The 24,572-nt window shown below is 50.9% G+C and carries 24 protein-coding genes; 2 read left to right on the top strand and 22 right to left on the bottom strand.

Going from position 1 to position 24,572, the window contains the following annotated elements; translation table 11 throughout:
• Positions 1-134: 134 nt before the first annotated feature.
• From OCV63_RS15780 to OCV63_RS15885, 22 genes are all read right to left on the bottom strand, one after another.
• Complete coding sequence (locus tag OCV63_RS15780; protein WP_158365219.1) at positions 135-1,295, bottom strand: NAD(P)/FAD-dependent oxidoreductase; 1,161 nt, start codon at positions 1,293-1,295, stop codon at positions 135-137.
• A gap of 8 nt (positions 1,296-1,303) precedes the next feature.
• A complete protein-coding gene (locus OCV63_RS15785; protein ID WP_158365220.1) occupies positions 1,304-2,332 on the bottom strand; it encodes a carbohydrate kinase family protein in 1,029 nt (342 codons plus the stop codon).
• A gap of 6 nt (positions 2,333-2,338) precedes the next feature.
• Positions 2,339-3,220: a sugar phosphate isomerase family gene (locus OCV63_RS15790; RefSeq protein WP_158365221.1), complete on the bottom strand. Its 882-nt coding sequence runs from the start codon at positions 3,218-3,220 to the stop codon at positions 2,339-2,341.
• Positions 3,221-3,245: 25 nt separating this feature from the next.
• Positions 3,246-4,253, bottom strand: a complete 1,008-nt coding sequence (locus tag OCV63_RS15795) for a proline racemase family protein (RefSeq protein ID WP_158365222.1) — start codon at positions 4,251-4,253, stop codon at positions 3,246-3,248.
• 20 nt (positions 4,254-4,273) lie between these two features.
• Positions 4,274-5,062, bottom strand: a complete 789-nt coding sequence (locus OCV63_RS15800) for a sugar phosphate isomerase/epimerase family protein (protein ID WP_158365223.1) — start codon at positions 5,060-5,062, stop codon at positions 4,274-4,276.
• A 12-nt stretch (positions 5,063-5,074) separates the two neighbouring features.
• Complete coding sequence (locus OCV63_RS15805) at positions 5,075-5,830, bottom strand: SDR family NAD(P)-dependent oxidoreductase (protein ID WP_158365224.1); 756 nt, start codon at positions 5,828-5,830, stop codon at positions 5,075-5,077.
• Positions 5,831-5,988: 158 nt separating this feature from the next.
• A complete protein-coding gene (locus OCV63_RS15810) occupies positions 5,989-7,491 on the bottom strand; it encodes a sodium:solute symporter family protein (RefSeq protein ID WP_158365225.1) in 1,503 nt (500 codons plus the stop codon).
• A 91-nt stretch (positions 7,492-7,582) separates the two neighbouring features.
• Positions 7,583-9,115, bottom strand: coding sequence for an FGGY-family carbohydrate kinase (locus OCV63_RS15815; RefSeq protein WP_158365226.1), 1,533 nt, complete (start codon positions 9,113-9,115; stop codon positions 7,583-7,585).
• Positions 9,116-9,137: 22 nt separating this feature from the next.
• Positions 9,138-10,106: a sensory rhodopsin transducer gene (locus tag OCV63_RS15820; RefSeq protein ID WP_158365227.1), complete on the bottom strand. Its 969-nt coding sequence runs from the start codon at positions 10,104-10,106 to the stop codon at positions 9,138-9,140.
• A 128-nt stretch (positions 10,107-10,234) separates the two neighbouring features.
• Positions 10,235-11,140 carry a dihydrodipicolinate synthase family protein gene (locus OCV63_RS15825; RefSeq protein WP_158365228.1) on the bottom strand — a complete coding sequence of 302 codons (906 nt, stop codon included), beginning with the start codon at positions 11,138-11,140 and terminating at the stop codon, positions 10,235-10,237.
• A gap of 33 nt (positions 11,141-11,173) precedes the next feature.
• On the bottom strand, positions 11,174-12,349 hold the full coding sequence (locus tag OCV63_RS15830) for a M24 family metallopeptidase (protein WP_158365229.1): 1,176 nt from the start codon (positions 12,347-12,349) through the stop codon (positions 11,174-11,176).
• 29 nt (positions 12,350-12,378) lie between these two features.
• On the bottom strand, positions 12,379-13,542 hold the full coding sequence (locus OCV63_RS15835; RefSeq protein ID WP_158365230.1) for an NAD(P)/FAD-dependent oxidoreductase: 1,164 nt from the start codon (positions 13,540-13,542) through the stop codon (positions 12,379-12,381).
• A 4-nt stretch (positions 13,543-13,546) separates the two neighbouring features.
• A complete protein-coding gene (locus OCV63_RS17480; RefSeq protein WP_158365231.1) occupies positions 13,547-14,353 on the bottom strand; it encodes a (2Fe-2S)-binding protein in 807 nt (268 codons plus the stop codon).
• The gene (locus tag OCV63_RS15845) at positions 14,346-15,461 is read right to left on the bottom strand and encodes an NAD(P)/FAD-dependent oxidoreductase (protein WP_158365232.1); all 1,116 of its coding nucleotides are present in this window, start codon (positions 15,459-15,461) and stop codon (positions 14,346-14,348) included. The genes OCV63_RS17480 and OCV63_RS15845 overlap by 8 nt, the downstream gene beginning before the upstream one ends.
• 4 nt (positions 15,462-15,465) lie before the next feature.
• Positions 15,466-15,768 (bottom strand): (2Fe-2S)-binding protein, encoded by a 303-nt coding sequence (locus OCV63_RS15850; protein ID WP_158365233.1) that lies wholly within the window; start codon positions 15,766-15,768, stop codon positions 15,466-15,468.
• A gap of 26 nt (positions 15,769-15,794) precedes the next feature.
• Positions 15,795-16,577 (bottom strand): SDR family NAD(P)-dependent oxidoreductase, encoded by a 783-nt coding sequence (locus OCV63_RS15855; protein ID WP_158365234.1) that lies wholly within the window; start codon positions 16,575-16,577, stop codon positions 15,795-15,797.
• A 33-nt stretch (positions 16,578-16,610) separates the two neighbouring features.
• Positions 16,611-17,414, bottom strand: coding sequence for a sugar phosphate isomerase/epimerase family protein (locus OCV63_RS15860; RefSeq protein WP_158365235.1), 804 nt, complete (start codon positions 17,412-17,414; stop codon positions 16,611-16,613).
• A gap of 17 nt (positions 17,415-17,431) precedes the next feature.
• Positions 17,432-18,148, bottom strand: a complete 717-nt coding sequence (locus OCV63_RS15865) for an ABC transporter ATP-binding protein (protein WP_158365236.1) — start codon at positions 18,146-18,148, stop codon at positions 17,432-17,434.
• The gene (locus OCV63_RS15870; protein WP_158365237.1) at positions 18,135-18,917 is read right to left on the bottom strand and encodes an ABC transporter ATP-binding protein; all 783 of its coding nucleotides are present in this window, start codon (positions 18,915-18,917) and stop codon (positions 18,135-18,137) included. The genes OCV63_RS15865 and OCV63_RS15870 overlap by 14 nt, the downstream gene beginning before the upstream one ends.
• Positions 18,904-19,917, bottom strand: coding sequence for a branched-chain amino acid ABC transporter permease (locus OCV63_RS15875; RefSeq protein ID WP_158365238.1), 1,014 nt, complete (start codon positions 19,915-19,917; stop codon positions 18,904-18,906). Before OCV63_RS15875 ends, OCV63_RS15870 begins: the two co-directional genes overlap by 14 nt.
• Before the next feature lie 21 nt (positions 19,918-19,938).
• Positions 19,939-20,817 carry a branched-chain amino acid ABC transporter permease gene (locus OCV63_RS15880; RefSeq protein ID WP_158365239.1) on the bottom strand — a complete coding sequence of 293 codons (879 nt, stop codon included), beginning with the start codon at positions 20,815-20,817 and terminating at the stop codon, positions 19,939-19,941.
• A 92-nt stretch (positions 20,818-20,909) separates the two neighbouring features.
• Complete coding sequence (locus OCV63_RS15885; protein ID WP_262670921.1) at positions 20,910-22,145, bottom strand: ABC transporter substrate-binding protein; 1,236 nt, start codon at positions 22,143-22,145, stop codon at positions 20,910-20,912.
• 366 nt (positions 22,146-22,511) lie between these two features.
• On the opposite strand from OCV63_RS15885, the gene OCV63_RS15890 reads away from it, so the two are divergent.
• Together OCV63_RS15890 and OCV63_RS15895 are read left to right on the top strand one after the other, a co-directional pair.
• Positions 22,512-23,531: a proline racemase family protein gene (locus tag OCV63_RS15890; protein WP_158365241.1), complete on the top strand. Its 1,020-nt coding sequence runs from the start codon at positions 22,512-22,514 to the stop codon at positions 23,529-23,531.
• 14 nt (positions 23,532-23,545) lie between these two features.
• Positions 23,546-24,568 (top strand): LacI family DNA-binding transcriptional regulator, encoded by a 1,023-nt coding sequence (locus OCV63_RS15895; RefSeq protein WP_158365242.1) that lies wholly within the window; start codon positions 23,546-23,548, stop codon positions 24,566-24,568.
• The last annotated feature ends 4 nt before the right edge of the window (positions 24,569-24,572 follow it).

Genomic DNA, 24,572 nt, shown 5'->3' on the forward strand with positions numbered 1-24,572 from the left:
CTACTTCTTATATGCTTGTAAGTACATAATTTTTGCAGTCATGACACAAGAAAAGCTCCCTCACAGGAAGGAGCTTTGTCTACAGTCTGAATCCCTCTGTTTTCCAACAGAGGGATTTTTCTTTTCATAAACTCCTAATAAAATCTGCCAAGCGCAAACGGCGTCGGATCAATACAGGTCTTCTGCCCCGTCACCATCTCCGCCATCAACCTGCCGGTAATCAGAGATTGGGTAATTCCGCCGCCCTCGTGACCGGCCGCCACATAAAAGCCTTTCAAATCGGTCTCCGAAATAATGGCCCGTTGATCCTTCGTATAGGGCCGCAGTCCCGCGTAACTCCGAATCACATTGATATTCTGGATACATGGGAAAAACCGCATCGCCCGCTGGGCCAGGGCCTGCAGAGTCAGGAAATCTGTTCTTGTATCAAAACCCCGGAACTGTCGGCTGCTTCCTACCAGGAAATTGCCGGCATCGGTGGGTTCCACCACCATGGCCACGCCGTATTTTTCCATGTTCGGCGTCACATTCCGCTTATAATCCTTTTTTGCATACTTGGTCATAATATAACCGAATTCTGTCACCGTCTGGCTGACCAGTGTTCCGATCACTTCCGCCACCAGAATCTGTCCCTGTCGCGGAATAATCGGGATGTCAATCCCCAGAAACGTGCCGATTTCCGGAGCCCACACACCGGCCGCGTTAATGACCACCGGAGCCTGATATTCGCCCGCTGTCGTCGTGACCGTATAAAGCCCGGTTTCCGCGTCACGCCGGATATCCGTGACTCCTTCGCCTTCTTTTACCCTGGCTCCCATCCTGCCCGCTTCCTCCGCAAGGCCGATGGTCAGAAGCATGGGATTCACCCTGCCGTCATGTGCAAACTGACAACCTCCCGCCAGATCTTTCGCCAGATTCGGCTCGCATTCCAGTAGCTCCTTCTGATCCAGATAGCGGATATCCAAGCCGTTTTTCTTCTGCTCCTCCACGAAGCGCTTTCCGGCCTCATCTTCCGCTTCGGTCTCAAATACCATCAGGCTGGGCTCTTCCCGCCATTGGATATCACGCGAAAGTTCCCGGGCAATCTGGGGGAATAATTCCTGCCCCATTTTTACAAATTCCGAATCAATTCCCGACTTCGTATCGCCCCGCTGGATATTGCCATCGCATTTTCCCGAAGTTCCGGATGCCAGCTCCTTTTTTTCAAGTAATGTTCCCTTAACGCCCTTCTTCGCCAGATGATACAGAATGGAGGTTCCGATGACGCCTCCTCCGATTACAATTACGTCTTCCATATCAGCTATCAACCCTCCTTCCGTTTAAGCGCGTAAATCTCCCGGCTTCTCCTTCGGACGCTGTCCGGTGTGATATCCAGATTGATGCTGTCCTCGCTCTCCACGGATATGCCGCCCAAAAGCGTCGCCAGCTCTCCAGCGGAATGTGCATCCGGCCCGGAAAACACCTCACCCTGCCAGGGCAGCCCCAGGCAATAACCCGCCAGAAGACCCGCCAGACTTGCGTCTCCGGCTCCGCCTGTATTCTTCACTTTTACGCCCGGAAGTGGCCCGTAGACCGCCCGCTTTTTGCCGATGGCTAAAAGACTTCCCTCCGCGCCGACGGTCAGCCACAGATTCAGCCCGGGATACCGCTTCTGAATCCGATCCGCGGCCTCCTGTGCGTCGCAGGCGTCCCGAACCTTCATCATTCCCGCCAGTTCCGCCGTTTCCTCCTGGTTGAGCGCCAGCAAATCGCAAACTTCCGGCCCCTTCTGCCGGACAAATTCCTTGATCTCAGCAGTTCCGCAGGACGCCACGCAAAACGCGCCCCGTTCCTTTCCATATCGCAGCAGTGCCAACCGCCCTTCCAGAGGTACTTCAGGAAGCGCTGCCACGATGGTGTCCGGTCCGACGCCAATGTCTCTGGCAGCTTCCGTCAGATACTCCGCATCCACCTCCTGACAGGCACTGTTGTCCGCCGTAATATTGCCGCCGCTCTTATCCGGATACTGGATACAGATGCTGAGCATGGTCGGGTGCGCCGGACTTTCCTTCACCCAGCTCACATTCAGCCCTGCTGCCTTCATCTGCTCTTTGCAGCTTCGTCCATTCTCATCGCAGCCTACTTTTCCGATAGGATAGACCAGGATCCCTGGCGTCAGAAGACATCCGAGATAATGAAATACAATATGTAATTTACAGTAGTCTTTCGCATCGGATAAGACAGCCATCCGGGATTCATTTCTGCCAAGAGTTTCTTCTTCCCGACTCAGAAAAAAGAGTCCTTTCCCAATGCCGCCTGTTCCGATAATTTTCTTAATCTTTCTTTCTTCCATAGGCCTCTACAGCTCCCACTCCGGATGAAGACTGATGGGATGCTCCGCCGTATTCCGGGTGGCTGTCAAAAGCGCGTCCGGATGCTCCTGCAGAAGCGTCATGGGATATTCCGCGTCCGGTTCAGAAAAGAGCGCCACACGAAGAGCTGTCATTTTCCATGCGCCCGTATCGCTAAACAGCCGCACCTTCTTCGCCGACATACACTCCTTGATTCCCAGGGTCACCGACATGGGCGGCACGAACTGATAGGCTGTGCCAAGCGTCCGGTTTGCCAGTGCCAGAATTGTGTCGTCGTTATTGTACTGCATATGGATCGTGGAATTACGCAGCATTTCCAGCGTCACCTTCATATAAGGCATACGCTTTGCCTGGTTGTAGGCGATATGACCATCCTGTCCCCAACCGCCCAATGTATAATCGATGGGAGCCTTCCAGATCTCTTCTTTTACCCGGTCCATGGTCTCCGGCGACAGGAAGAAGCGCCGCTCTACGGGCACATTCAGCTCCTCCGGAATCCCGCCGTAGAAATGTTCCTCCATAAAGGTCCGGAAATTATACGGATGATTTTTCGGAAGCAGCTTTCCTTCCCAGTCCAGACACTCGTCCATATGGAAGACGGTCACGTGCTTTAAGGACACCCGTCTTTCATTGACCAGCCGCACCCAGTCCGCATACCAGCAGCTGGGGCCGCAGGGAATGATTACCCGGAATTCCTTTCCGGCCTGATTACTCTTTTCGATTTCTTCTACCAGCTCCTCCGCCATCAGAAGTCCCATGGCCTTGGAATCCTCTACCATACGAAATGGTATCTTTCTGTCCGGGTGGATCTCCAACTCCTCCGCCGGAATCCTGCACCACTCATAAATCTGTTTTCTGTAGCTGTCCATTTTTCCTCCTACTCTATCTGAGAAGCTATCCCAGAAGGAAACCTTCTTTAAATGGATCCTCCGGATCTAACACCACGGTGGACATACTCATAATATAGGCCCTGCCCGTCACCTCCGGCACGATGCCCTTTACGCCGCCCACGTCCGCCTCGGCCACCGCCTGACACTTGAAGAGCGCGCCCACGATACTTTCATGGTAAAAGGGCTTATGTAAGCCGATTTCACCCTTCTTATAAAGCAGGGCGCATCTGGCCGAGGTTCCGGTTCCGCAGGGAGACCGATCGATGCCGCCTGGCGTGCAAATCACCGCATTCTGGGAATAGGCCTTGGGATTCTTCGGCGGTCCCGTGAACTGCACATGACTGACGCTCCGGATAAAGGACTTCTCCGGATGCACCACCTCCAGCTGATCGTTGATATAGGCCTTCAGAATATTACCTGCCTCAATCAACCGGTTATAGTTTTCCGGGCAGATGTCAAGTCCCACATAACTTGCCGGAACGATGGCGTAGAAATTGCCACCGTAGCAGATATTTACGATGACCTTTCCATATTCTTTTGTCTCGATTTCCGCATCCTCGATCAGCACAAAAGCCGGAGCATTGGTAAATGACACTTCTTTCGCTTTCCCGTTTTCCACACGGATTTTCAACCGGATTACGCCTGCAGGCGTATCCAGATTGGCGTAGGTATAAGGCTCTTCCACCTTCACTATGCCCGTCTCCACCAGGACCGCACCCACGCCTATGGTATCGTGTCCGCACATGGGCAGCCAGCCCAGCGGTTCATAATACAGCACGCCCACGTCCGTTCCGGGGGTGCAGGGCGACGTCAGAATCGTCGCCGCCCAGTGCTTTGCTCCCCGGGGTTCACAGGTCATAAAGGTTCGGAACCAGTCCTCATTTTCCTTCATATACAGCATTTTTTCGCTCATGGTACTGCCCGGAATATAAGGAATTCCGCCCACCACATGCCGCGTCATCTGACCCTCTGTATGAGTGTCGATGGTTTGATATACTTTTGCCGCATTCATGCCTGTCTCTCACCTCGTTTCTACAACTGTTCCAGATACTGATAACTTTCCCGCGCACACCGGATGGAATCGTTGTCCACCCAGTCGGTACAGGTCTCGATGGCGAAAATCCGGCAGCCTGACTCCTGCGCTGCCTCCACGATGGACGTCGTCTCCATATTGCCGCTGCCCACGGCTCTGCACACCGGCCGCTTGATAAAGCTGTCCGGCGTATTTAAGACCACACCGATATCCTTCAGGTGTATGATCTTCAGGCGTCCGTCCAGTTTTTTACACCATTTCACCGGATCCGCGCCGCTTAACTGCACCCAGTAAACGTCCAGCTCGCTGCCCACCAGTTCCGGGTCGGTCAGTTCAAACAGCAAGTCCAGCCCGGTCTTGTCTCCAAATCTGGAAAATTCTGTATTATGGTTATGATACAGCACCTGGATACCTTCTGTCTGGCATTTTCTTCCCAGCTCATTCAGGCCTTCCGCCAGCTTCCGGATGGACGCCTCGTCCTCCCAGTCTGTATCCCGGGATCTCCCGATGGCCAGAATCCCGGCTCCCACATCTTTCGCTTTCGCAATGGTGCCGTCGATATGTTCCATCACTTCTTCATACAGTTCATGGATTGCGCAGCAGCGAAGTCCCGCCTCGTCAAGAAATGGCCGCCAGGGAGCCTGGTGCTCCGGCCCCTTCACATGCCACAGCTCCACGGATTCATATCCGATCTCTTTCACGGCCTGCAGCGCTTTTCGGATATCCGCATCGTTATCCAGATAATCCAGAAAGGACTCCGTATTGATTGCAATCTGTGTTTTATCCATAAAGCGCCCTCCTTACAGTGAAACGCCGCCGTCGATGGGAAGCGCTACGCCCGTCATGAAGGATGCTTCATCACTAGACGCGTACAGGATACCGTACGCCATCTCGATGGGCTGTGCCAGTCTTCCTACCGGGTGCGCCGCGATAAAGCTTGCACGCATACCTTCCGGATCGCCGGAATCCCGGAATCTCTGCTCCATGGACGGTGATACGGTCGCGCCCGGACAGATGGCATTGACACGGATATTCTGTGCCGCGTGATCCATGGCCATGGCGCGGGTCAGCGCTACAATAGCACCCTTGGAAGCCGTATAGATGCTCCGATTCTTTACACCATAGAGGCAGCAGGCGCTGGCCACATGGACGATGGAGCCGCCGCCATGTTCCTTCATATACTGAACTGCATACTTGGATACAAAAAATACACCCTTTACGTTGACTGCCAGCACCTCATCGATGGTGGCCTCTTCCAACTGGTCTACACTTCCCGGTCGAACCACACCGGCGCAGGTTACAAGAATATCCAGTTTTCCATATTTCTCGATGGCCGTGTCAATGATCTTCTTACACAATGCCTCTTCCGCCACATTTCCCTGTACGAAGATTGCCTCGCCACCTGTTTCCTTACACAGACGCACGGTCTCCGCACCGGAATCGGAAAGGGAATTCACTACCACTTTGGCCCCCTGCTTTGCATACAGAATGGCTGCTTCACGTCCCATACCTACGCCGCCGCCTGTAATTGCTACAACTTTTCCTTCAAAACTCATACCTTTTCCTCCTTTTTGATTTGCCTGTTTTTGTTACCTACAGGACCTGCCATCGGAAGCTCCTTACGGATACTTCGTAACAAAAAGGGCCGACACGCGTGCTCTTCACACCGCATCGGCCCCCGTGGTTCAAAACGCTATTCTTTTTCAATTTTTAATTATTCAACCATATGGTTCTCATAATTTGCTACTGTCTCAGTACCTCCAATCGGATACTCCGGCTTAAAGATCTGATTGCAAATAAGAGTCACCACCGTTGTACAAACCAGTCCCGGAAGGATACCGCCACCTGCGATAGCAGAGAGAGACGGAACCAGATCGAACAGAACAGCTACAGCTGCGCCAACAGTCATACCGATACGGACTGCATGAATGCTTAAGTTGGAACGGAATTCCTTATCATTCTTATCCCGCTTCAGATTTCCGATAACAAATATCGGGAATACGGTAGCGCCCGCTACGGTCAGACCAAAGAAGGACAGGGTCAGAATGCTGGGGAATACAGCCGCTCCCAGAAGACCAATGCCGCCGCAGATATAGCAGGCAGCCTTGGACACCTTCAGAGTCTTCTCTACGCTCATCTTTTCTTCCGGATCGATGACGTCACAGACCACATTCGCCACACCTGCGTTCAGATGGGTATCTGCTGTGGACATGATAGCGCCCATGAAGCACAGGGTCATCAGCGGAACCATGAAGTATGGCATCTTATTCAATACCAGCCAGTAGGTCGCCTGATCTGCCACTTCCGGATTGTACACCTTGGCTACCAGACCGAAGGTCATGATAATACCGGTGGATACGATACCCAGAATGGTCGCGATCTTAAAGCACTTGGACGCAGTCTTGGAATCCTTCGCGATAAACGCGCGGTTCCACATGATCGGATTACACAGGTCTCCGAAAAATCCGGTCAGGAATGCGGAAATACATGCTCTTACGGACAGATGACCAAAGGGTGTAACCAGACTTGCATCCACCTCTCTTAAGGAAGAGGTCAGCCAGCCGATATCACAGTGCATCAGGCCTACGCCGAAGCAAATCATTAATACTGTTCCGATAACCTGTAAGATACCCTGGATAGCGTCTGTCTGTACCACTGCCGACATGCCTCCCATGGCGGTATACACAATCAGTACGCCTGCCGCTACGAACAGGGACAGATAATAATTCAATCCGCAGAAAGAATTCAACAGATATGCCAAACCTCTCATCTGGATACCGGAAATGGCGATGTTGCACAGCGCTGCTGCCAGACCGCCGATTCTTCTTACGTAAGTATCATTTCCGCAGAGACGATGCGCGATATACTGCGGCATCGTAAAGTAATCAAATTTCGCCAGATGCGGCGCGATCAGCCAGGAGAATACCACATACCCCAATACAGCGTCTCCCAGATAGGCCCAGTATGCATCGATACCGTTCTGTGCCGCGCTTCCCGCGAATCCAATGAAGTTACCGGCTCCACAGAAGGAACCCCAACAGGTGAAGAAGAGGAAGAACATTCCAATACTCTTATTCGCGATAAAGTACTCCTTTACCGTCTCGGTCTTCTTATCTGAACGTGCTCCAATCCACAAACAAAAACACAAATACACAATTACAATTGCAATGACAAAATATAGTCCTGCTCCTGATAAAGCTTTTCCTGCATAACTCACTAACTCATACCTCCTTCGTTTCCCAATCACAACATAAAACGAATTTCAAGAATAGCGTTTTTTATAGATATTTACCTGACGTAAATAATCATCAATGTCTGTCCCGATACCCCTGTACCGAATCCCATACCCCATCCAGAGCTTCGATCGTCTGGCAGTACAGTCGATACTTTTCATCATATACGGCGGACCGCGCCGGGTCGGGTTCTACCTTCGGTAAGATGCGGCACATCTTATCCGCGGCTTCCTTTGCATCGGAAGCGTCTCCATTGGCTACAGCGGCCAGGACCGCGCAGCCGAAGGCTCCGGTCTCGCTGACCTCCACACCCTCCACCGGAAGCTTCATCACATCCGCGAACATCTGAGTCCACATGGGCGAGCGGGCCGCACCGCCTGCCAGGCGGATAGATTTCGGCTGTTCCGTGCGGGTCGCGAGAAGCTTCTCCAGATGGTAGCGGTGGCTGAAGGCCACGCCCTCATAAACGCTCCGCAGAAGATGCTTTCTTGTGTGGAAATTGCTGATTCCCACGAAGCTTCCCAAAGCGTTCGGGTGTACATTGCTTGCCATCAGGAAGGGCAGATAGATGGGGCAGAACTCCTCTGCAGGAATCTCTCCCACCCACTCGTTCATCTGTTCATAGATATTCTTTCCGGTCTTCTTACACTCCTCCCGGAGCTCCGGAAGCAGGTTTTTCATAAACCACTCGTTATTCCCGGCTGAAGTGGGACTGCACTCCTCCACCAGATAATAATCCGGCAGACAGAAGAAGGAATTCATCATGACGCTGCCGTCGGTCACCGGAGTCTTCCGGATATACTCGTTGATACTCCAGGTTCCGGCAATCATGCACACCCGCTCTTCATCGGTGATTCCCACAGCCAGCGCGCAGGCGTCGATGTCGAAAGCGCCTCCCGCCACTGGCGTCCCGGCCTTCAGTCCGGTCTTTTTCGCCGCTTCTTCCGTAATTCTGCCGCAGATGTCAGTGGAATACTTCAGGGGCGGAAGTTTGTCTAAGATTTCCGAAAGTCCGAATAGTTTTACTAATTCCGGATCATATTCCCCCGTATGGAGATTCACCAGATTGCAGCCGGAATAATCCGTCCGTTCCGCGTACGCCTCTCCTGTCAGCCGGAAGCGCACATAATCCTTACAGGCAAATACCCACCGGGTTTTCTCTATCGTTTCCGGCTCATGTTCCTTCAGCCACGCCAATAAAGAAACCGGCTGACTGCTCAGGATGTGCTGGCAGGAGAGGGCGAATACCTTCTCCTCCGTGCCGTCCTCTTTCCATTTTTTCGGATACCGCCAGGCACGGTTATCGGTGGAAATGATGCCGTTCCGGACGGGACGTCCGTCCTTGCCCCACAGATACAGACCTTTGCCGTGGCCGCAGACCGCCACGCAGGCAATGTCTTCCCCGGTAACGCCCGCCTTTTCCAGGGCGCGCCGGATCACCTGACAGTTGGCCTCCCACATTTCCTCCATATCCCGCTCCGTAAAGCCGGGCTTCGGAACCAGCATGGCCGTGTCCATTCCGGCCACAGCCACTTCTCTTCCGTTTTCATCAAATACAGCCGCCTTGGTAGCGGTTCCGCCGTTATCCAAACCAAGATAGTATTTCATCGGATACCTCCCTGGAATTTATTTACATGCAGAATCCGTCCATCTCGTAGTACGCGAAATCTTTTCTGCGATCCAGACGTCCCAGAACTGCGACAACCGGCGTATTGCTCTCCAGAATCAGAGAATACTGTCCCTTGGGAATCAGATAGTTCTCGTCGCCCACCGGATAGTCCAGACGGAAGCAGTTCACTCTTCTGCCGCCCACCCGGAGCACCATCTGATCCGGCTCCCGGTCGGTGAACAGCACCGTCACCTTTACCTCCGCGTCCACATCGGTGCAGTTGGTGATAGTCAGTGCCTCATGTCCGAAGGGCTCCTCGTCTCCCTGGGGCGGCATATCGCCGTCTGCAAAAATCCACACTTTCTTTCCGTAATCCATACTCTTATCCTCCTTTTGAACGGTTTTTCCATGTTCATCTATGTACCGAATAACCCGACAGGGATTGCCTGCCGCGATACAGTTATCCGGGATATCATGAGTCACCACGCTGCCTGCGCCGATGACCACATTGCTTCCGATAGTCACGCCCGGGACCACCCGGCATCCCCCGCCGAACCAGACATTGTCGCCTACGCTGATCGGGAACGCCCACTCATAGAGCTGATTTCGAAGCTCCATGTCAATGGGATGATGCGCTGTATAAAAGCCGCAGTCCGGGCCGATAAATACATTATTTCCAAAGGTAATCTTCGCCGGGTCCACGAAATTGCAGCCGTTGTTGGCGAAGAAATTATCCCCCACTTCTACATTGAATCCGAAGCCGCAGAACACATTAGGCTCCACATCCGGATTCTTTCCCACCTTTCCGAACAGCTCCCTCACCAACTCTTCCCGGCGCTTCTTGTCATTGGCCGGAATCCGGTTGTATTCCTGGCAGAGCATCAGGGCTGCGGTCACCAGCTCGTCGCGCCCGCGAAAGGTCGTGTTGTACATTTCTCCGCGCATGCATTTTTCAAATTCCACGCGATCGTAGTCGATATGATTTCTCATAGAGTCCTCCTGCTGTTCCGAAAGTACCTGTCTAAATTATCTGTTCCAATTAAAGTAAATAGACAAAATGCCCGGTCTGTGTCCTTCTAAGGCACGGGCCGGGCACTTTCATCAAACAAAACCTTTACTTAAAGAGTAATGTTATGTCTCTTTAATACATCCTTGATAACTTCCATCTCTTCGTCTGTTACGCTTGCGGTGGGTCTCTTCATCCAACGCTTGCAGGTGCCTGCCAGCTCCATGGTAGCCTTGGTGATAGCGATAACATCCTTGTCTACACAGAAGAACAGTTCATCGTAGAAGTCCGCAAACTTCATATATTTCTCTCTGCACTCCTCGAATTTTCCTGCGTTGTAGTCGTTGAACATCTCCAGGCAAAGCTTCGGGGTGATATTGCCCGGCGCTCCCATGATGAAGCCCTGTACGCCCAGGCAGATAGCCGGGAAGAACTCGAATTCGTCGCCGGATACCATGATGAAGTCCAGATCCTTGTCCATCTTGTTCATGATTCTCTGAATCTTGTCGGTGGTGGTGGACTGCTTCAGAGCCTGGATGTTCGGCAGCTTCGCCAGACGGTTCAGCATCTCGCCGCTGCAGTGGTGCGGATTCTCCGGGCAGTTGTAAATCATGATGGGCAGAGCGGTCTTCGCGTTCAGATCCTCGAAAAAGCTCTCCAGCTCATAATCACGCAGGGAGAAGAACTCGGTCGGTGTAACCAGAGCCATATCAGCGCCAGCATCCTTGGCATCCTGGATGTACACCAGAATATCGTCGATGCAGGAGCCTACGCAGCCTGCCACGATGAGAGCGTCCGGAGCCTCAGCGCGGGTTGCCGCGGTGATTTTCTTTCTCTCTTCTCTCGGAATGTATTTTACCTCGCCGGTATAGCCCAGGATGAAGAGGCTCTCCATGCCTGCTTCTACACATCTGTGTACCAGAGCCCGGTAGGATTTCTCATCAAAGCTGCCATCCTCATTCCATGCGGAAAGTACAGCCGGTGTTACAGTTTTTAATCTCTCAAGCATTGCATTCATGGTCTTATTCTCCTCTGATTTCTAAAAATAAATTTATACTTCCTTCTCAAGTCTTGCGTCCATCTCCGGTGACAGCGGCTCGTAACCTGTCTCTGTGATCAGGTAGCCGGTCTCAACACGGACGCCGTGATGCTTCGGATGACCGAAGATACTGATATCGATGGATACGATGGAGCCCGGCTGCAGGACGTCGGTTCCGTTGGGTCCGAAGAACGGTCTCTCTGCTTCCATCAAGCCCAGGCCGTGAACGAACGGGCACACAATGTATTTGGTCCAGTCATGCTTCTCGTAAATCTTTGCTCCGATCGGATCCAGGGTCTTGCCTGTCTCGCCCGGCTTCAGAGCGTCACGGGTCTTGCGGAATACCTCGCGGATGACATTGATGCAGTCCTTCTGCTCCTGGGTATATTCGCCGGATACCGGAAGGGTGTCGCCCATAACGCCTGCATAGCCATTATATCTGGGCGCGATACCTACCATAACCATATCGCCGGCCTTCATCGGTGTGTTGGAAGCTACCGGTGCCACTGCGTTGCTCATGATACCGGAACCAACCATGGTCTGGAACGCAAAGTTGTTGGCATTTCTGGAACGGCATGCATACTCTCCTGCTGCCGCAACCTCGATCTCAGTAGCGCCCGGTTTTACCTTTGCTTCCATGGCTTTCAGAGCTTCATAGGTCATACCGAAAGCGGTACGGATATTCTGAACCTCCCAGGGGCTCTTGAAGTAACGCAGGTAATCGTACTCGTCTGTGATATCTACGAACTCTGCGCCCTTGAAGCCTTCCTGCAGCAGTACATAGATGGAATGCGGGAAGTAGAAGGAGCCTACGATACCGATTCTCTTGATGTGGATTCCCTTGTCCTGCAGAATCTTGTTCAGGTCGTCAAAACCGATGATGGTTGCGTTCGGATACTCCTCCTCGGGAACCATAAAGGGCTTGAAGCAGTAATTCTCGGTAATCGCGCTTGCGTATTTTGCGAAGGGCGCGGATTCCGGTCCGCCGAGAAGAATTGGATCTGCCTCATTGGCAAATACCATAACCGCTTCCTTCTCAAACTGCGGACACCAGCCGGTCAGGTACCAGCCGTCTGCCACGTTCAGTTCATCATAGTAAATGATTGCGCAGTCCAGATTTTTCTCCCGAAGGATTCCTTTTACCTTCTCTACTCTGCGTTTTGTTTCCTCAAGATTGAAATAAGCCATATTCTTACCCTCCTATACATTTTTTGTTTTTACTTAAACCGGTACAGATCGTATCTGTCCATTTTCACATCTGTCTGTTCGCCCAGAATCATCTGCATAATCAGCTTTCCTGATAGCGGTCCGTATGCGATACCGCTTCCGCAGTGACCGGAGCAGACATAGAAGCCCGGAACATTAGTTTTTGAGATAATCGGCTCGTGGTCCGGTGACCAGGGACGTAAGCCTGCGTAGGTATGGATGATATTGACATCCGCAATCATCGGGTAGAACCGGATAGCGCGCTTTGCCATGGCCCGGGTTACCTCGAAGTTGGTCTTTGTATCCTCCGCCGGGTATTTACTGAAGCCGATCAGCGCGTTCTGCGCGCCCGTGGGCTCTGTCAGAAAGCCGATTCCGTATTTCTGACGGATAGCGTCGTCGCCGGAAAGCTCCATATCATTTCTCAGGAAGTTGTAGCCAATCTCGCATACATAGCGGTTGGATACTCTCACATCCGACTCGGCTACCAGGATATCGCCCTTCATCTTGGTGACAGGAATGTCCACGCCTACCATCTTACCGATTTCCGGTGACCATACGCCAGCCGCGTCGATGACATACTTAGTAAGGATATCACCCTTGTCTGTCAGGACCTTTCCTACGGAACCGTCCGGATTCAGCTCAATTCCAAGGACTCTGGTAAAGCGCATCAGCTCTCCGCCCAGCTTCTCTACCTTCTCGCCCAGGGCGAAACCAAACAGCATCGGGTTCAGGGAACCGCCCTCGGTAAATTCGATGGCTCCATAGATATCCGGGGCCAGATTCGGCTCCGCCTCGTGAAGCTCTCTGCTGTCTACCATTCGGCAGGCGATGCCGTCTGCCTGCTTCTCCGCGCACTGCTTCTTGGCCTGCTCGAACTGCTCTTCGTCCTCAGCCAGGGTAAACATTCCATTTTCAATCCAATCCACGTCTGCGTCCAGCTCATTTTTTACCAGGTTCTCTACCTCGCTTACCGCGAGCTTCATGGTATGTGTGACTTCACCCGGAGCTGTATCACAGATATAATTATTTCCGTCGCATCTTGCTGACGTGCCTGCTACAAGGTCTCCTTTTTCGATGAGAACTACGCTGAGGCCACGCTTTGCAAGCCAATACGCATTGGAAAGCCCTACGATTCCTCCGCCTATTACCACTGCATCTACACTTTTACTCATCGTTTCACTCCTTATACACACCGAATGCTACCGGCTTAATCGGCATACGCACGCGATCAGGTTCAATCTCATTGGGCTTGATTCCCAGCTCGCTGCCCAGAATCCGGGATACCAGCTTGGAACAGGTTCTGCCCTGGCAGAGTCCCATTCCGGCGCGGGTACGCTTTTTGATTCCTTCCACTGTCTTTGCGCCCTCGGCGATGGCTTTTTTAATATCGCCTACGGTCACCTCTTCACAGCGGCATACAATCAAATCGTCCGGTACATTGGTCCAATCATCTCTCTCCAGAAGCTTTGCTCTGGTGTCTTCGTCCGTCAGATTCAGCCGGCGCATGCTTCTTACGTCGTCGCTGACCTCTTTAGGAACCTCGATGGTGACAATCGGTGTACAGTCATTGGCCTTCGCATTATTGATTCTTACTACCTTTGCGTCGCATACATACTGACCGGCCCGGTCTACTGCCTTCACGATATCGCCTTTTTCCGGCAAGGGCAGGTATTCGAACGGGAAGCTTACGGTCGCCATATCCTTCGACTTATCTACTACGAAAATAGCAAGTCCGGGACATTTAGTCAGGCAGACACCGCAGCCTACACATTTGCTTTCATCCAGCACCGGAAGATTGGTAATCAGATCGCCTACCGTAATGGCTCCGAACTTACAGGCCGTCTCACAAGGATTGCAGGGAATGTTCTGGCAGCATTCGATCACTGCCACCGGTCCCTTTTTCAGCCGCTCCTCTGACGGATATCTTCCCGCCTCTTTTAATTCAGCGGAATTTAAAAAACCTACTTTTGTAATATCACTCATGTTTTTTGCCCTCCGCAACAATTCTGTTCTTTGCGTTCTGACGTCTCTCACCGAAGGGTCCAAGGCGCAGCGCTTCCAGTCGTTCTACGATTTCTTTCTTCCTGTCAGCTGCTTCCGCGTCGCTTAAGTGACCCAGCTGATGTGCCATGGATACGCCTGCCAGACGTCCCTCGTCCATGGCTGTACTTGCCTCTTCTACGCCTGCCGTATCGCCTGCTACGAAGATACCATGTACATTGGTCTCCATGTTCTCGTCGTGAATCGGCATCCAGCCTCCCAGCTCCGGGATAAAGCCGTTCTTTACGCCAAGCAGGGTGCTGATTTTAATCTGAGGTCTTAAACCCGTGGCGATACAGATGGTATCACAGTCAATCTTCTTCTCGGTTCCCGCGATGGGCTGGAAATGATCGTCCAACTGAACGATAACTGCATCCTTGACCTCTCCGTTCTCATCCGGATCCGCATGCAGTACGGTGTGGGACAGGTAGACCGGAACGCCCGCTCTGCGGATTTTTCCCGCATGGACACAGTAGCCGCCAATCTTCGGCGCTGCCTCTACGATACCTACCACATTGGCTCCCGCCTGCATCAGCTGATAGCTTACAATCAGTCCCACATTTCCGGATCCTACCATCAGGATTTTCTTTCCCGGCAGCACGCGTCTTACATTAACCATGGTCTGTGCTGCTCCGGCTCCCATGACGCCCGGAAGGGTCCAGCCTTCAAAGTTAACCGCGTTCTCCGCTCCGCCGCAGGCTACCAGAATCTCTTCCGCCTCTACTACTACGGTTTCTGAGGTTCCGTCTTCTTTCTTCCGTACCAGAGCAACCTGCTTATCACCGACGGTGCCGACTGCTGTAGTGTTCAGCCACAGCTCCACGCCTACTTCTTTGGTCTGCTCCAGCATCTGCTTTCCTATATTAATACCTCTCGTTCCGGCCTTATGCTTCGAGGATCCGAAGAACTTATGTATCTGCTTGAAAAGCTGACCGCCCGGAGTGTCATTTTCATCTATAAGGAGAACCTGCGCGCCTGTCTGCGCCGCCTCGATGGAGGCTGCCAGACCTGCCGGTCCTGCGCCGATGATCAAAATCTCTCTTTTTTCCATCCTACTACTCCTCCGTCCGGTTCTGAGTCTCGATAATCATGCCGTCTTCTACCGGAGTAATGCAGGTCCGTACATTCCGCTGACCATTCACAATCATAACACAGTCCGTACACTGACCAATTCCGCAGAAAATTCCTCTCGCCGCATGATTCTTACGGGTATATCTGTTTACACGCACTCCCTTTTCCAGAAGCGCCGCTGCAATCATCTGTCCCTTTTCTACCTTGATCGGCACCCCGTCAAGGATTACCGTTACTTCTTCCACTTCAGGCGCGTCGCCTAAAATCGGATGTTTTTTTATACTCATGATTGCCTCCAAATAAATCGAATAGATTAATTCTTACCTGTACAGCAGGTCATACCGCCGTCTACGATCAGGGCTGCGCCGTTCAGGTAATCTACCTCGTCGCTTGCTGCGAACAGTACCGTCTTCGCAATCTCCTCGGAAGTACCGATACGACCGTTGAGTTCCTTTGCCAGGAAGGCTTTCTTTCCTGCTACCGGATCCGGCATCGCCTGGAATCTCTTCTCCATGGAAGGAGTATCTACAGTGCCCGGGCATACGCAGTTGATTCTTACGTTGGTTCCTGCCAGCTCAGCCGCAATGGACTTGCACATAATAACCAGAGCGCCCTTGGATGTGGAGTATGCCATTCTGTTGCCTACGCCCATGATACCTGCTGTGGAAGCGATGACTACGATGGAACCGTGTCCCTGCTCTACCATCTTTCTTGCTGCTACCTGAGTCGCGAACATGGGAGCCTTTACATTGATAGCCATGGTTCTGTCGAAATCAGCCTCTGTGATGGTATCCAGAGAATTTACCTGTACGATTCCGGCTACGTTCACCAATACGTCGATGGTGCCATAGGTCTCGATAGTCTCCTCCACGAATTTTTTCGCGAATTCCACCTGGGAAAGGTCGCCGTATACACATTTGTAATCGGTTCCGATGGCTTTCATCTTATCGATGGTCTCCGCCATGTGCTTCTCAGACAAGTCTACCATAACCACTGCCTTTGCTCCGGACTCTGCCAGCATCAGAGAAATCGCCTGTCCCATGCCTGCGCCCGCGCCTGTTACCGCACAAATCTTTCCAGTAAAATCGAATTTCATAGTTATTTCCTCCTCTTTATTAAAAAATTTAATTTAGTTCTCACTTAAGTTCATCAAGTACTTATAAGATAAGCCCGCTGTGTAAAGGGAATCGTTGTTGATCCATCCGGTATGGGTCTCCACGATAAACCACTGACATCCCGCTTCATCTGCCGCCTTTACGATACCCTCGATATCCAGGTTTCCATATCCCAACGCCATGACGGAAGGTGTCTTGATGTATTTCTCCGGCGTGCTGATTCCGGTGACGCCCAGATCCTTTAAGTGGATGGCCTTCAGCCTCCTACCAAGCTTCTGACACCAGGCCGCCGGTGTAGAACCACTTAAGTGTACCCAGTAAGCATCCAGCTCTGCTCCTACCACCTCCGGGGCGGTATTCGCGAAAATATATTCCAGCGCTGTGTGCTTTCCGTCGTATTTCGCGAATTCCATGTTGTGGTTGTGGTACAGAAGCTCAAGTCCCTGTTCCTTAAAATATTTACCCAGACGATTCAGTCCGTCGGTCAACTCCTTTAAAGAATTCTCGTCCTCCCATACGGTGAATCTGGAAAGTCCGCAGGCGATGTATTTGCAGCCCAGGGATTTCGCTTTTTCCACCATACGCTCCGGCTCTTTCTCGATATCCTCATATAATTCATGAATGGAGCTTGCATGCATACCGCATTCATCCAGAATCTCTTTCCAGGTCGTCCCGTCGTCCGGATTCAGAAAATGAAGTACCTCTACATATTCATAGCCTGCTTCCTTCAGGCCTTTCATGGTCTCGCGGATTTCCACAGTGTTGCCCATCCGATCCTGGAGCGATTCCAGATTGATGGAAATCTGGTCTTTTTTCATAGTCTCACCTCTTGTAATCAATCTCCTACATTACCCAGATATGCCCGTCTTACTTCGTCGCTCTCGCGAAGCTCCTTAGCGTCTCCGGATAATCTTCCGTAACCAGTCTCGATGATATAGCCTCTGTCTGCGATTCGAAGCGCCTGATAAGCGTTCTGCTCTACCAAGAGAACCGTGGTTCCCTGCTCGTTGATCTGCTTAATCAGCGCGAAAATCTGCTGTACGATGTTGGGAGCAAGGCCCAGAGACGGCTCGTCCAGCATCAGAAGTCTCGGCTGCGCCATCAGGGCGCGCCCGATAGCCAGCATCTGCTGTTCTCCTCCGGACAGGGTTCCTGCCATCTGTTTTTCTCTTTCCTTCAGACGGGGGAATAACTCATATACCTTTTCATAGGTGTCTTTAATTTCCGCCTTCTGTTTTCTGGTGAAAGCGCCCAGGCGGAGATTGTCATGTACGGAAAGCTTCGGAAATACTTCGCGGCCCTCCGGTACCAGACAGAGTCCTTTTTTCACCAAAACGGATGGGCTGCAGTGGGTGATATCCTCACCCTCAAATTCCACGATGGAACCCAGTTCACTCTTCAGCATTCCCATGATGGACATCAGCGTGGTGGTTTTTCCTGCGCCGTTGCTGCCAATCAGAGTTACGATTTCGCCCTGCTCCACATCCAGGTTGATTCCCTTCAGCGCGTGGATATGACCGTAGGATGTTTTCAGATTTTTAACTTTCAGCATCGTCCCCGTCACCTCCCGTTCCAAGATATGCTTCGATTACAGCCGGATTCTTGCTGATTTCTGCAGGCTTTCCTTCCGCAATCATTCTTCCGTGATTCAGTACATAGATTCTGTCTGAGATATTCATAACCAGGTTCATATCGTGCTCAATCAGAAGGATGGTAAATCCGCGCTTCTGAAGGCTCTTTACGAACTCCAGAAGCTCTTCCGTCTCCTGTCCGTTCATGCCTGCCGCTGGCTCATCCAGCAGAATCAGCTTTGCGTTGGTGGCAATCGCCCGGGCGATCTCCAGCCGTCTCTGGGCTCCGTAAGGAAGGTCGCTGGCGTAATTGTCGATCTTGTCCGCCATTCCGATGGACTCCAGAATATCTACCGCCTGCTGCGTCGCCTTCCGCTCTTCTTCTTTAAATTTCCTGGTGCGGAACATCATATCAAGAAATCCGTATTTCTGATTGTGATAGTCGCCAACCATAACATTTTCAATTACCCGCATATTCGGGAATAATCGAAGATTCTGGAATGTTCTTGCAATTCCAGCATCTACAATTTCCTGAATCGGTTTTCCGTTAATCTTTTTTCCCTCGAAGAAAATATCTCCCGCGGAAACCTGATATACTCCGGTTAAAAGATTAAAAATAGTAGTCTTACCGGCTCCGTTGGGTCCGATCAAGCTGACGATTTCGCCCTGATCCACCGAAAGGTTCACATCTTCCAGTACCGACAGGCCCGAGAAATTCTTTGCAACTCCTTTAAACTCAAGCAGTTTCATCCGTTTCCGTTCCTCCCTTCACTACGACTCCCTTCGGAAGCTTGTATGCGCGTCTGTCTCTGGAACCGAACAGGCCGCTGGGTTTAAATCTCATCAGGACTACCAGAATCAGTCCGTAGATAATGTATTTGTACAGATAAAGGAATCTCAGCACCTCCGGGAACGCAATCAGCAGCAGAGAACCAATCAGCATACCTTTTAAGGAACCAAGTCCGCCGAAGATTACGATACAGAGGATAACGGTGGATATATCCGCTGTGAAAGTATCCGGTCCTACATACGTGTTCAGACAGACATATAATGCTCCGGAGATACCTGCCAGGAAGGAAGATAATACGAAAGCGTAAATCTTCTGACGTCCTGTCCGGATTCCCATCAGATTCGCCGCCAGCTCGTCGTCCTTCAGTGCGAAAAGCGAGCGTCCCAGCTTGGAATTCTTGATGGCCCAGGAGAAGTAAAGGGTCACGCCCAGAAGCGCCAGGGTCAGGAAGTACATACCGCCGTTCTTATTGGTCAGCTCCAGGCCGAAAAGTGTAAATTTCTGAATATTCTTAATTCCCAGAGAACCGTTTGTAGCGCTTCTCCAGTTCAGTGTAATCACCTTGACTACCTCGGAAAATCCGGTGGTAGCGATTACAAAGTATACATCATTCAGTCGCAGAGTCGGGATACCTACCAGTAGTCCTGCAACTGCTGTGGCAATTCCACCGAACAGCATCGCAATCCAGCAGTTCCAGCCTGCCACATAAGATGTCATCATTGCATATACGTATCCGCCGATTGCTACGAATGCGGCATGTCCCATATTAACCTGGCCTGCGTAGCCGACCGTAATATTCAGACTCAGTGCCATAATTCCATATATTCCAATCAGTGTAAGCGTACGGAGTACATACTGACCGGTTCCAAGGAACGGGATGGCTATACAGATTGCCGCAGCTACCAGATACAATATTGCTTCTGTCTTTCTGCTCATTGTAAAGTTCAATTTTTTCTTCATAATTACAGCAACCTTTCTGCTTTACACTTTCTGATCGATCTTCTTTCCGAACAATCCCGTAGGCTTTACGCAAAGAACAAGGATTAAGATAATGAAAGCAACTGCATCTCTATAAGTTCCTCCGAATACCATAACCGCAATACATTCCAGGATTCCGATTACCAGGCCTCCCACCGCAGCGCCGTGCAGTAAGCCAAGTCCTCCCAGTACCGCGGAAGCGAAAGCCTTCGCTCCAAGAGTGATACCCATGGTCGGATATACCAACTGGTAATAACTTGCTACCATGAAGCTCGCCACTACCGCAGAAGCTCCACTGATAAAGAATGTAACGGAAATAACTATTTTTGTATTAATACCCATCAGCTTGGACGCTTTCATGTTCTGCTGAATGGCTCTCATTGCCAGACCAAAGTTTGTTCCGTAAAGCAGATAGGAAAGCAGCGCAAGCAGTACTACGGATACAATAATAATAGAAACCTGAGTTGAATCTATCGCATAACCAAATAACTGTAATGTTCCAAAGTTAAAAATGTTCGGGAAAGCCTTTCTCTCGCTTCCCCAGATAACCAGACAAAGATTCTGTAAAATATAGTTGAAACCAATCGCCGTAATCAGTACAGTGATTCCTGTTCCGCCCGGTCTGCTGCGCAGCGGGGACAAAATGAAGCTATCGTAACACATATTAATAATTCCGGTCAGAATCAAACTAGCTATAAATCCCGGGATTACTCCGAAATTCATGGTGATAAACATCAGAATGAAATGAGCTCCCAACGTAAATGTTGATGCGTGAGCCATATTCATAATTCCCAGAACACCAAATACCAGCGAATAACCTACTGCTACAATAGCGTATATAAATCCGATGGAAATTCCACCTAATAACTGTTGTAATAGCATATTCCTACCCCTTTGTTCATGCATGGTGTGAAGCTGCGTTCACACCATGCATATAATGGAAGTTTTATCATGGAATCATGAAATAACTTAAATTACTGAGCAATAAAGTCATCCCACAGTTTGAATGCATCCGGCAGACCTACAAACTCACCGTTCTCAATCTTGAATGCAACTGCAACCTTCTCAACATCACCATTTTCCTTGAAGTGAATGTTGCCCTGTGTTCCGTCGAAAGATACCTCATAAAGAGCGTCCTTGATGGCTTCTCTGTCATAGCTTCCAGCTTTCTCAATAGCATTCTTCAGCATGTATACAGAGTCGTATGCGTTCGCTGCTACGAAGTCCGGCTGCATGCCATTGGCATCAGAGTACTCTTTTACAAACTGCTGAACTACTGCGCTGTCGCTGTTCGGATCGAAGCAGGAGTACAGGTACATGCCGTTTACGGTGTCGCCTGCCAGCTTAATCAGCTCGCCGTTGTATGTAGTCATCAGGCCGATGATCTGGGTGTCGGTATCTGTCTTTCGCAGCTGCTGTGCGAATGCCGCCAGGTTATTGTACTCTGCGGAGAACATGATGGTGTCAGCACCGGAGCTCTTAACCTCTGCGATGTTCGGAGCAAAGTCTACAGTGCCGTCTGTAAAATAGGATTCACAGACAATTTCAAAACCAAGCTGCTCGCCGTACTCTTTTGCCATCTCTACCATGTCGTCTGTGAAGAGCTGTCCGAAGTCAGACATCAGAGATACGATAGCTACCTTCTTCGCGCCTGCCACTACCGGCATCTGGAACGCGAAACGGAACTCGTCTTCCTCTGTCAGGTTGTTACGGAAGATGTAATCACCGACTGCGGAATAGTCCGGATGGGAAGCGGAGTTGGAAATCGCCGGAATGCCGCCCTCCTGGTAAATCGGAGCGCCTACCAGAGCGATACTGCTGCTGTAGTGCGCTGCCGCAACTGCTACGACAGAAGGATCAGATACAATCAGTTCTGCTGCAGCAGCAGCCTTTTCTGCCACGTTCTCATCATCGTAAGATTTGATGCCAACCTGCTTTCCAAGGATACCGCCTGCTGCGTTAATCTCGTCTACAGCCACCTGCGCACCCCACAGCGCATGTTTTCCGAAGTCTGCCTGAGTTCCGGTCAGAGGACCTACTGCAGCGAAATAAATCATGTCGTCATCCGTTGCGGTATCACCACTTGCCGTTGTCTCCTGTGTGTCACTGGAAGCTGCGGTATCGTCCGCTGCATTACCCCCGCATGCAGTCAGGCCAACCATCATTGCTGCCGATAACAGTAACGCGACCATTTTTGTTGCTCTCTTCATAAATACCCTCCTTAGTTCAAAAAATTGCTTTCCGTGCACAAACGTTTGCACCGTTTGTTTACAGTTGTGATTATAAAATAGTTCACAATCAATTTCAAGATGTTTTTTAACTTCTACCATTCTGCACAATTTTATCCGAGATTTTTTGTGCATACTGCTTTCTTGTCGATATTTTTTTCTCAATTGCAAGGATGCAATTCCGCTTTTTTCAACTTTTTGAACAATTTCCATATTTTTTTGGAATTTTTACTCTTGACAGATTATCTGCTTATATTTTATATTAAAAGAAAGATTTGTGCAAACCTTTGCTCTTATCATTTGTTCAACGGGGAAACTACTATATAATCAAACTGGAGGTTACCACTTATGCAATTTGAAAGAATTTTAAAAATCATCGAGACCCACACCGCAGGAAGTCCCACCCGCCACATCGTAGGCGGCGCTCCGCAGATTAAGGGCAATACCATGGCGGAGAAGATGCAGTACCTGCACGATCACCACGACTGGATCCGCAAGGTCGTGATGCAGGAGCCCAGAGGCCACGCCAGCATGTCCGGCGCACTCTATGTGCCGCCCTGCAATCCCGAGGCTGATATGGGTATTCTCTATTTTGACGCCTGCGACTACATGACCATGTGCGGCCACAGCACCATCGCCGTGTCCACGGTCCTTGTGGAGCTTGGTATGGTAGAAAAAAAAGAGCCGGTGACCACTGTGAAGCTGGATACGCCTGCTGGCCTCGTTACCGCAGAGGTAAAGGTTGAGAACGGCAACGTAAAGGAAGTGACCTTTGCAAATGTGCCTTCTTTCCTCTATGCAAGTAAAGAGCTGGAGATCGAAGGATATGGCAAGGTTCCCTGCGACGTGGCCTTTGGCGGCATGGCCTACGCCATCGTTCCGGTGGAGAAATTTGGTCTGACCGTAGATCCGGCCAATATCAATGAACTGATGGAGGCAGCACATAAGGTATTCAATGTGGCACAGCCGGAAATTGGCTTTGTACATCCGGAGCAGCCTTTCATGGACCGCATCCACAGCGTCATGTTCACACAGCCCGGTACCGACGGCGCTGACAGTAAAGAAGTGGTCATCCTGATTCCGGTGGAGGAAGGCAATTCCACAGCCGTAGACCGCTCTCCCTGCGGCACCGGTACCTCTGCCCGCGTAGCGGCAGAATTGGGCCATGGAAATATTGCGCTTGGTCAGTCCTTTGTCCAGGAAAGCATCATTGGCACCCGCTTTGCCGGAAGAATTGATGAGCGCCTGGATACCTGCGGCTATATCGGCGGCATCCCGAAGATTACCGGTTCCGCCTACATCACCGCCTTAAGCGACTTCGTTGTATCTGCAAACGATCCTCTCAAAGATGGATTTATTCTGATTTAAGAGGGGACACGCTTATGGCAAACGGCTTAAAGGAAATAGCAGACGAACTAAACCTGTCCATTTCGACAGTTTCGAGAGCACTGAACAATACCGGCCGGGTTTCCGCTGAAACCCGGCGCCTGGTAATGGATACCGCAAAAAAATATAATTATTCCCCGAACCGTATTGCTCAGTCATTAAGACAGAAAAAGACAAATATTGTAGGATTGATTGTTCCGGATATCGGTGATTATTTTTCAGAAGTTATAAAGGGAACGGAATCCGAGTTGTCCGCTCACAATTATTCCATGATTCTGGCGGACTCCCACGAGGATCCGCTGAAGGAAGCCAACTATATCAAGCTCATGTACCAGTCTCAGGTGGATGGCCTGATGCTGGCGACTGTTTCTGACACCTTTGCATGGACCGACGTCTATGAGAGCAGTGATATTCCCGTAATTTTCTTCGACAACGAACCTGCCGATCTGGTCTGTAGCAAGGTGGTCCTGAACAACATCAAAGCCACGGAAATCGCGGTGGACCACCTGGTAAAGCTTGGACACAAAAAAATTGCCCTGATTTGTGGAAATACCAAGGAAAGTACGGCGAAATACCGTCGCGACGGTTTCATGGAAGCCATGAAAAAACATAATCTGGAGGTTGACCAAAACCTGATCAAAGAGGGACTTTACTACCTGGACGCAGGCTATTCTTCCATGGAAGAACTGATCTTAAGCCGGGAGGATCACCCGTTCACTGCGGTCATCGTGTCCACCTACCGGATGTCATGCTCCGCCATCCATGCCATTAAGGATTACGGCCTCAGCTATCCTGAGGACTTCTCCTTCATCGGCTTCGATATGGAAGACCGGGATCGGCTATTCTCTCCCAGTATCACCTCCGTGCTGCAGCCCGGCAAGCTGATTGGCAAGCTGATGGTACATAAGCTGCTCCAGTCCATTGACAATGTGGAGCTGTCCCCGGAAGAGGAAGATTCCGTATCCTTCGTCAATCCGGTCATTAAACTGGGCCAGTCCACCGCTGCGATTAAAAAATAAAATT

Source organism: Laedolimicola ammoniilytica, assembly GCF_025567165.1.
Classification (GTDB): Bacteria; Bacillota; Clostridia; order Lachnospirales; family Lachnospiraceae; genus Laedolimicola; species Laedolimicola ammoniilytica.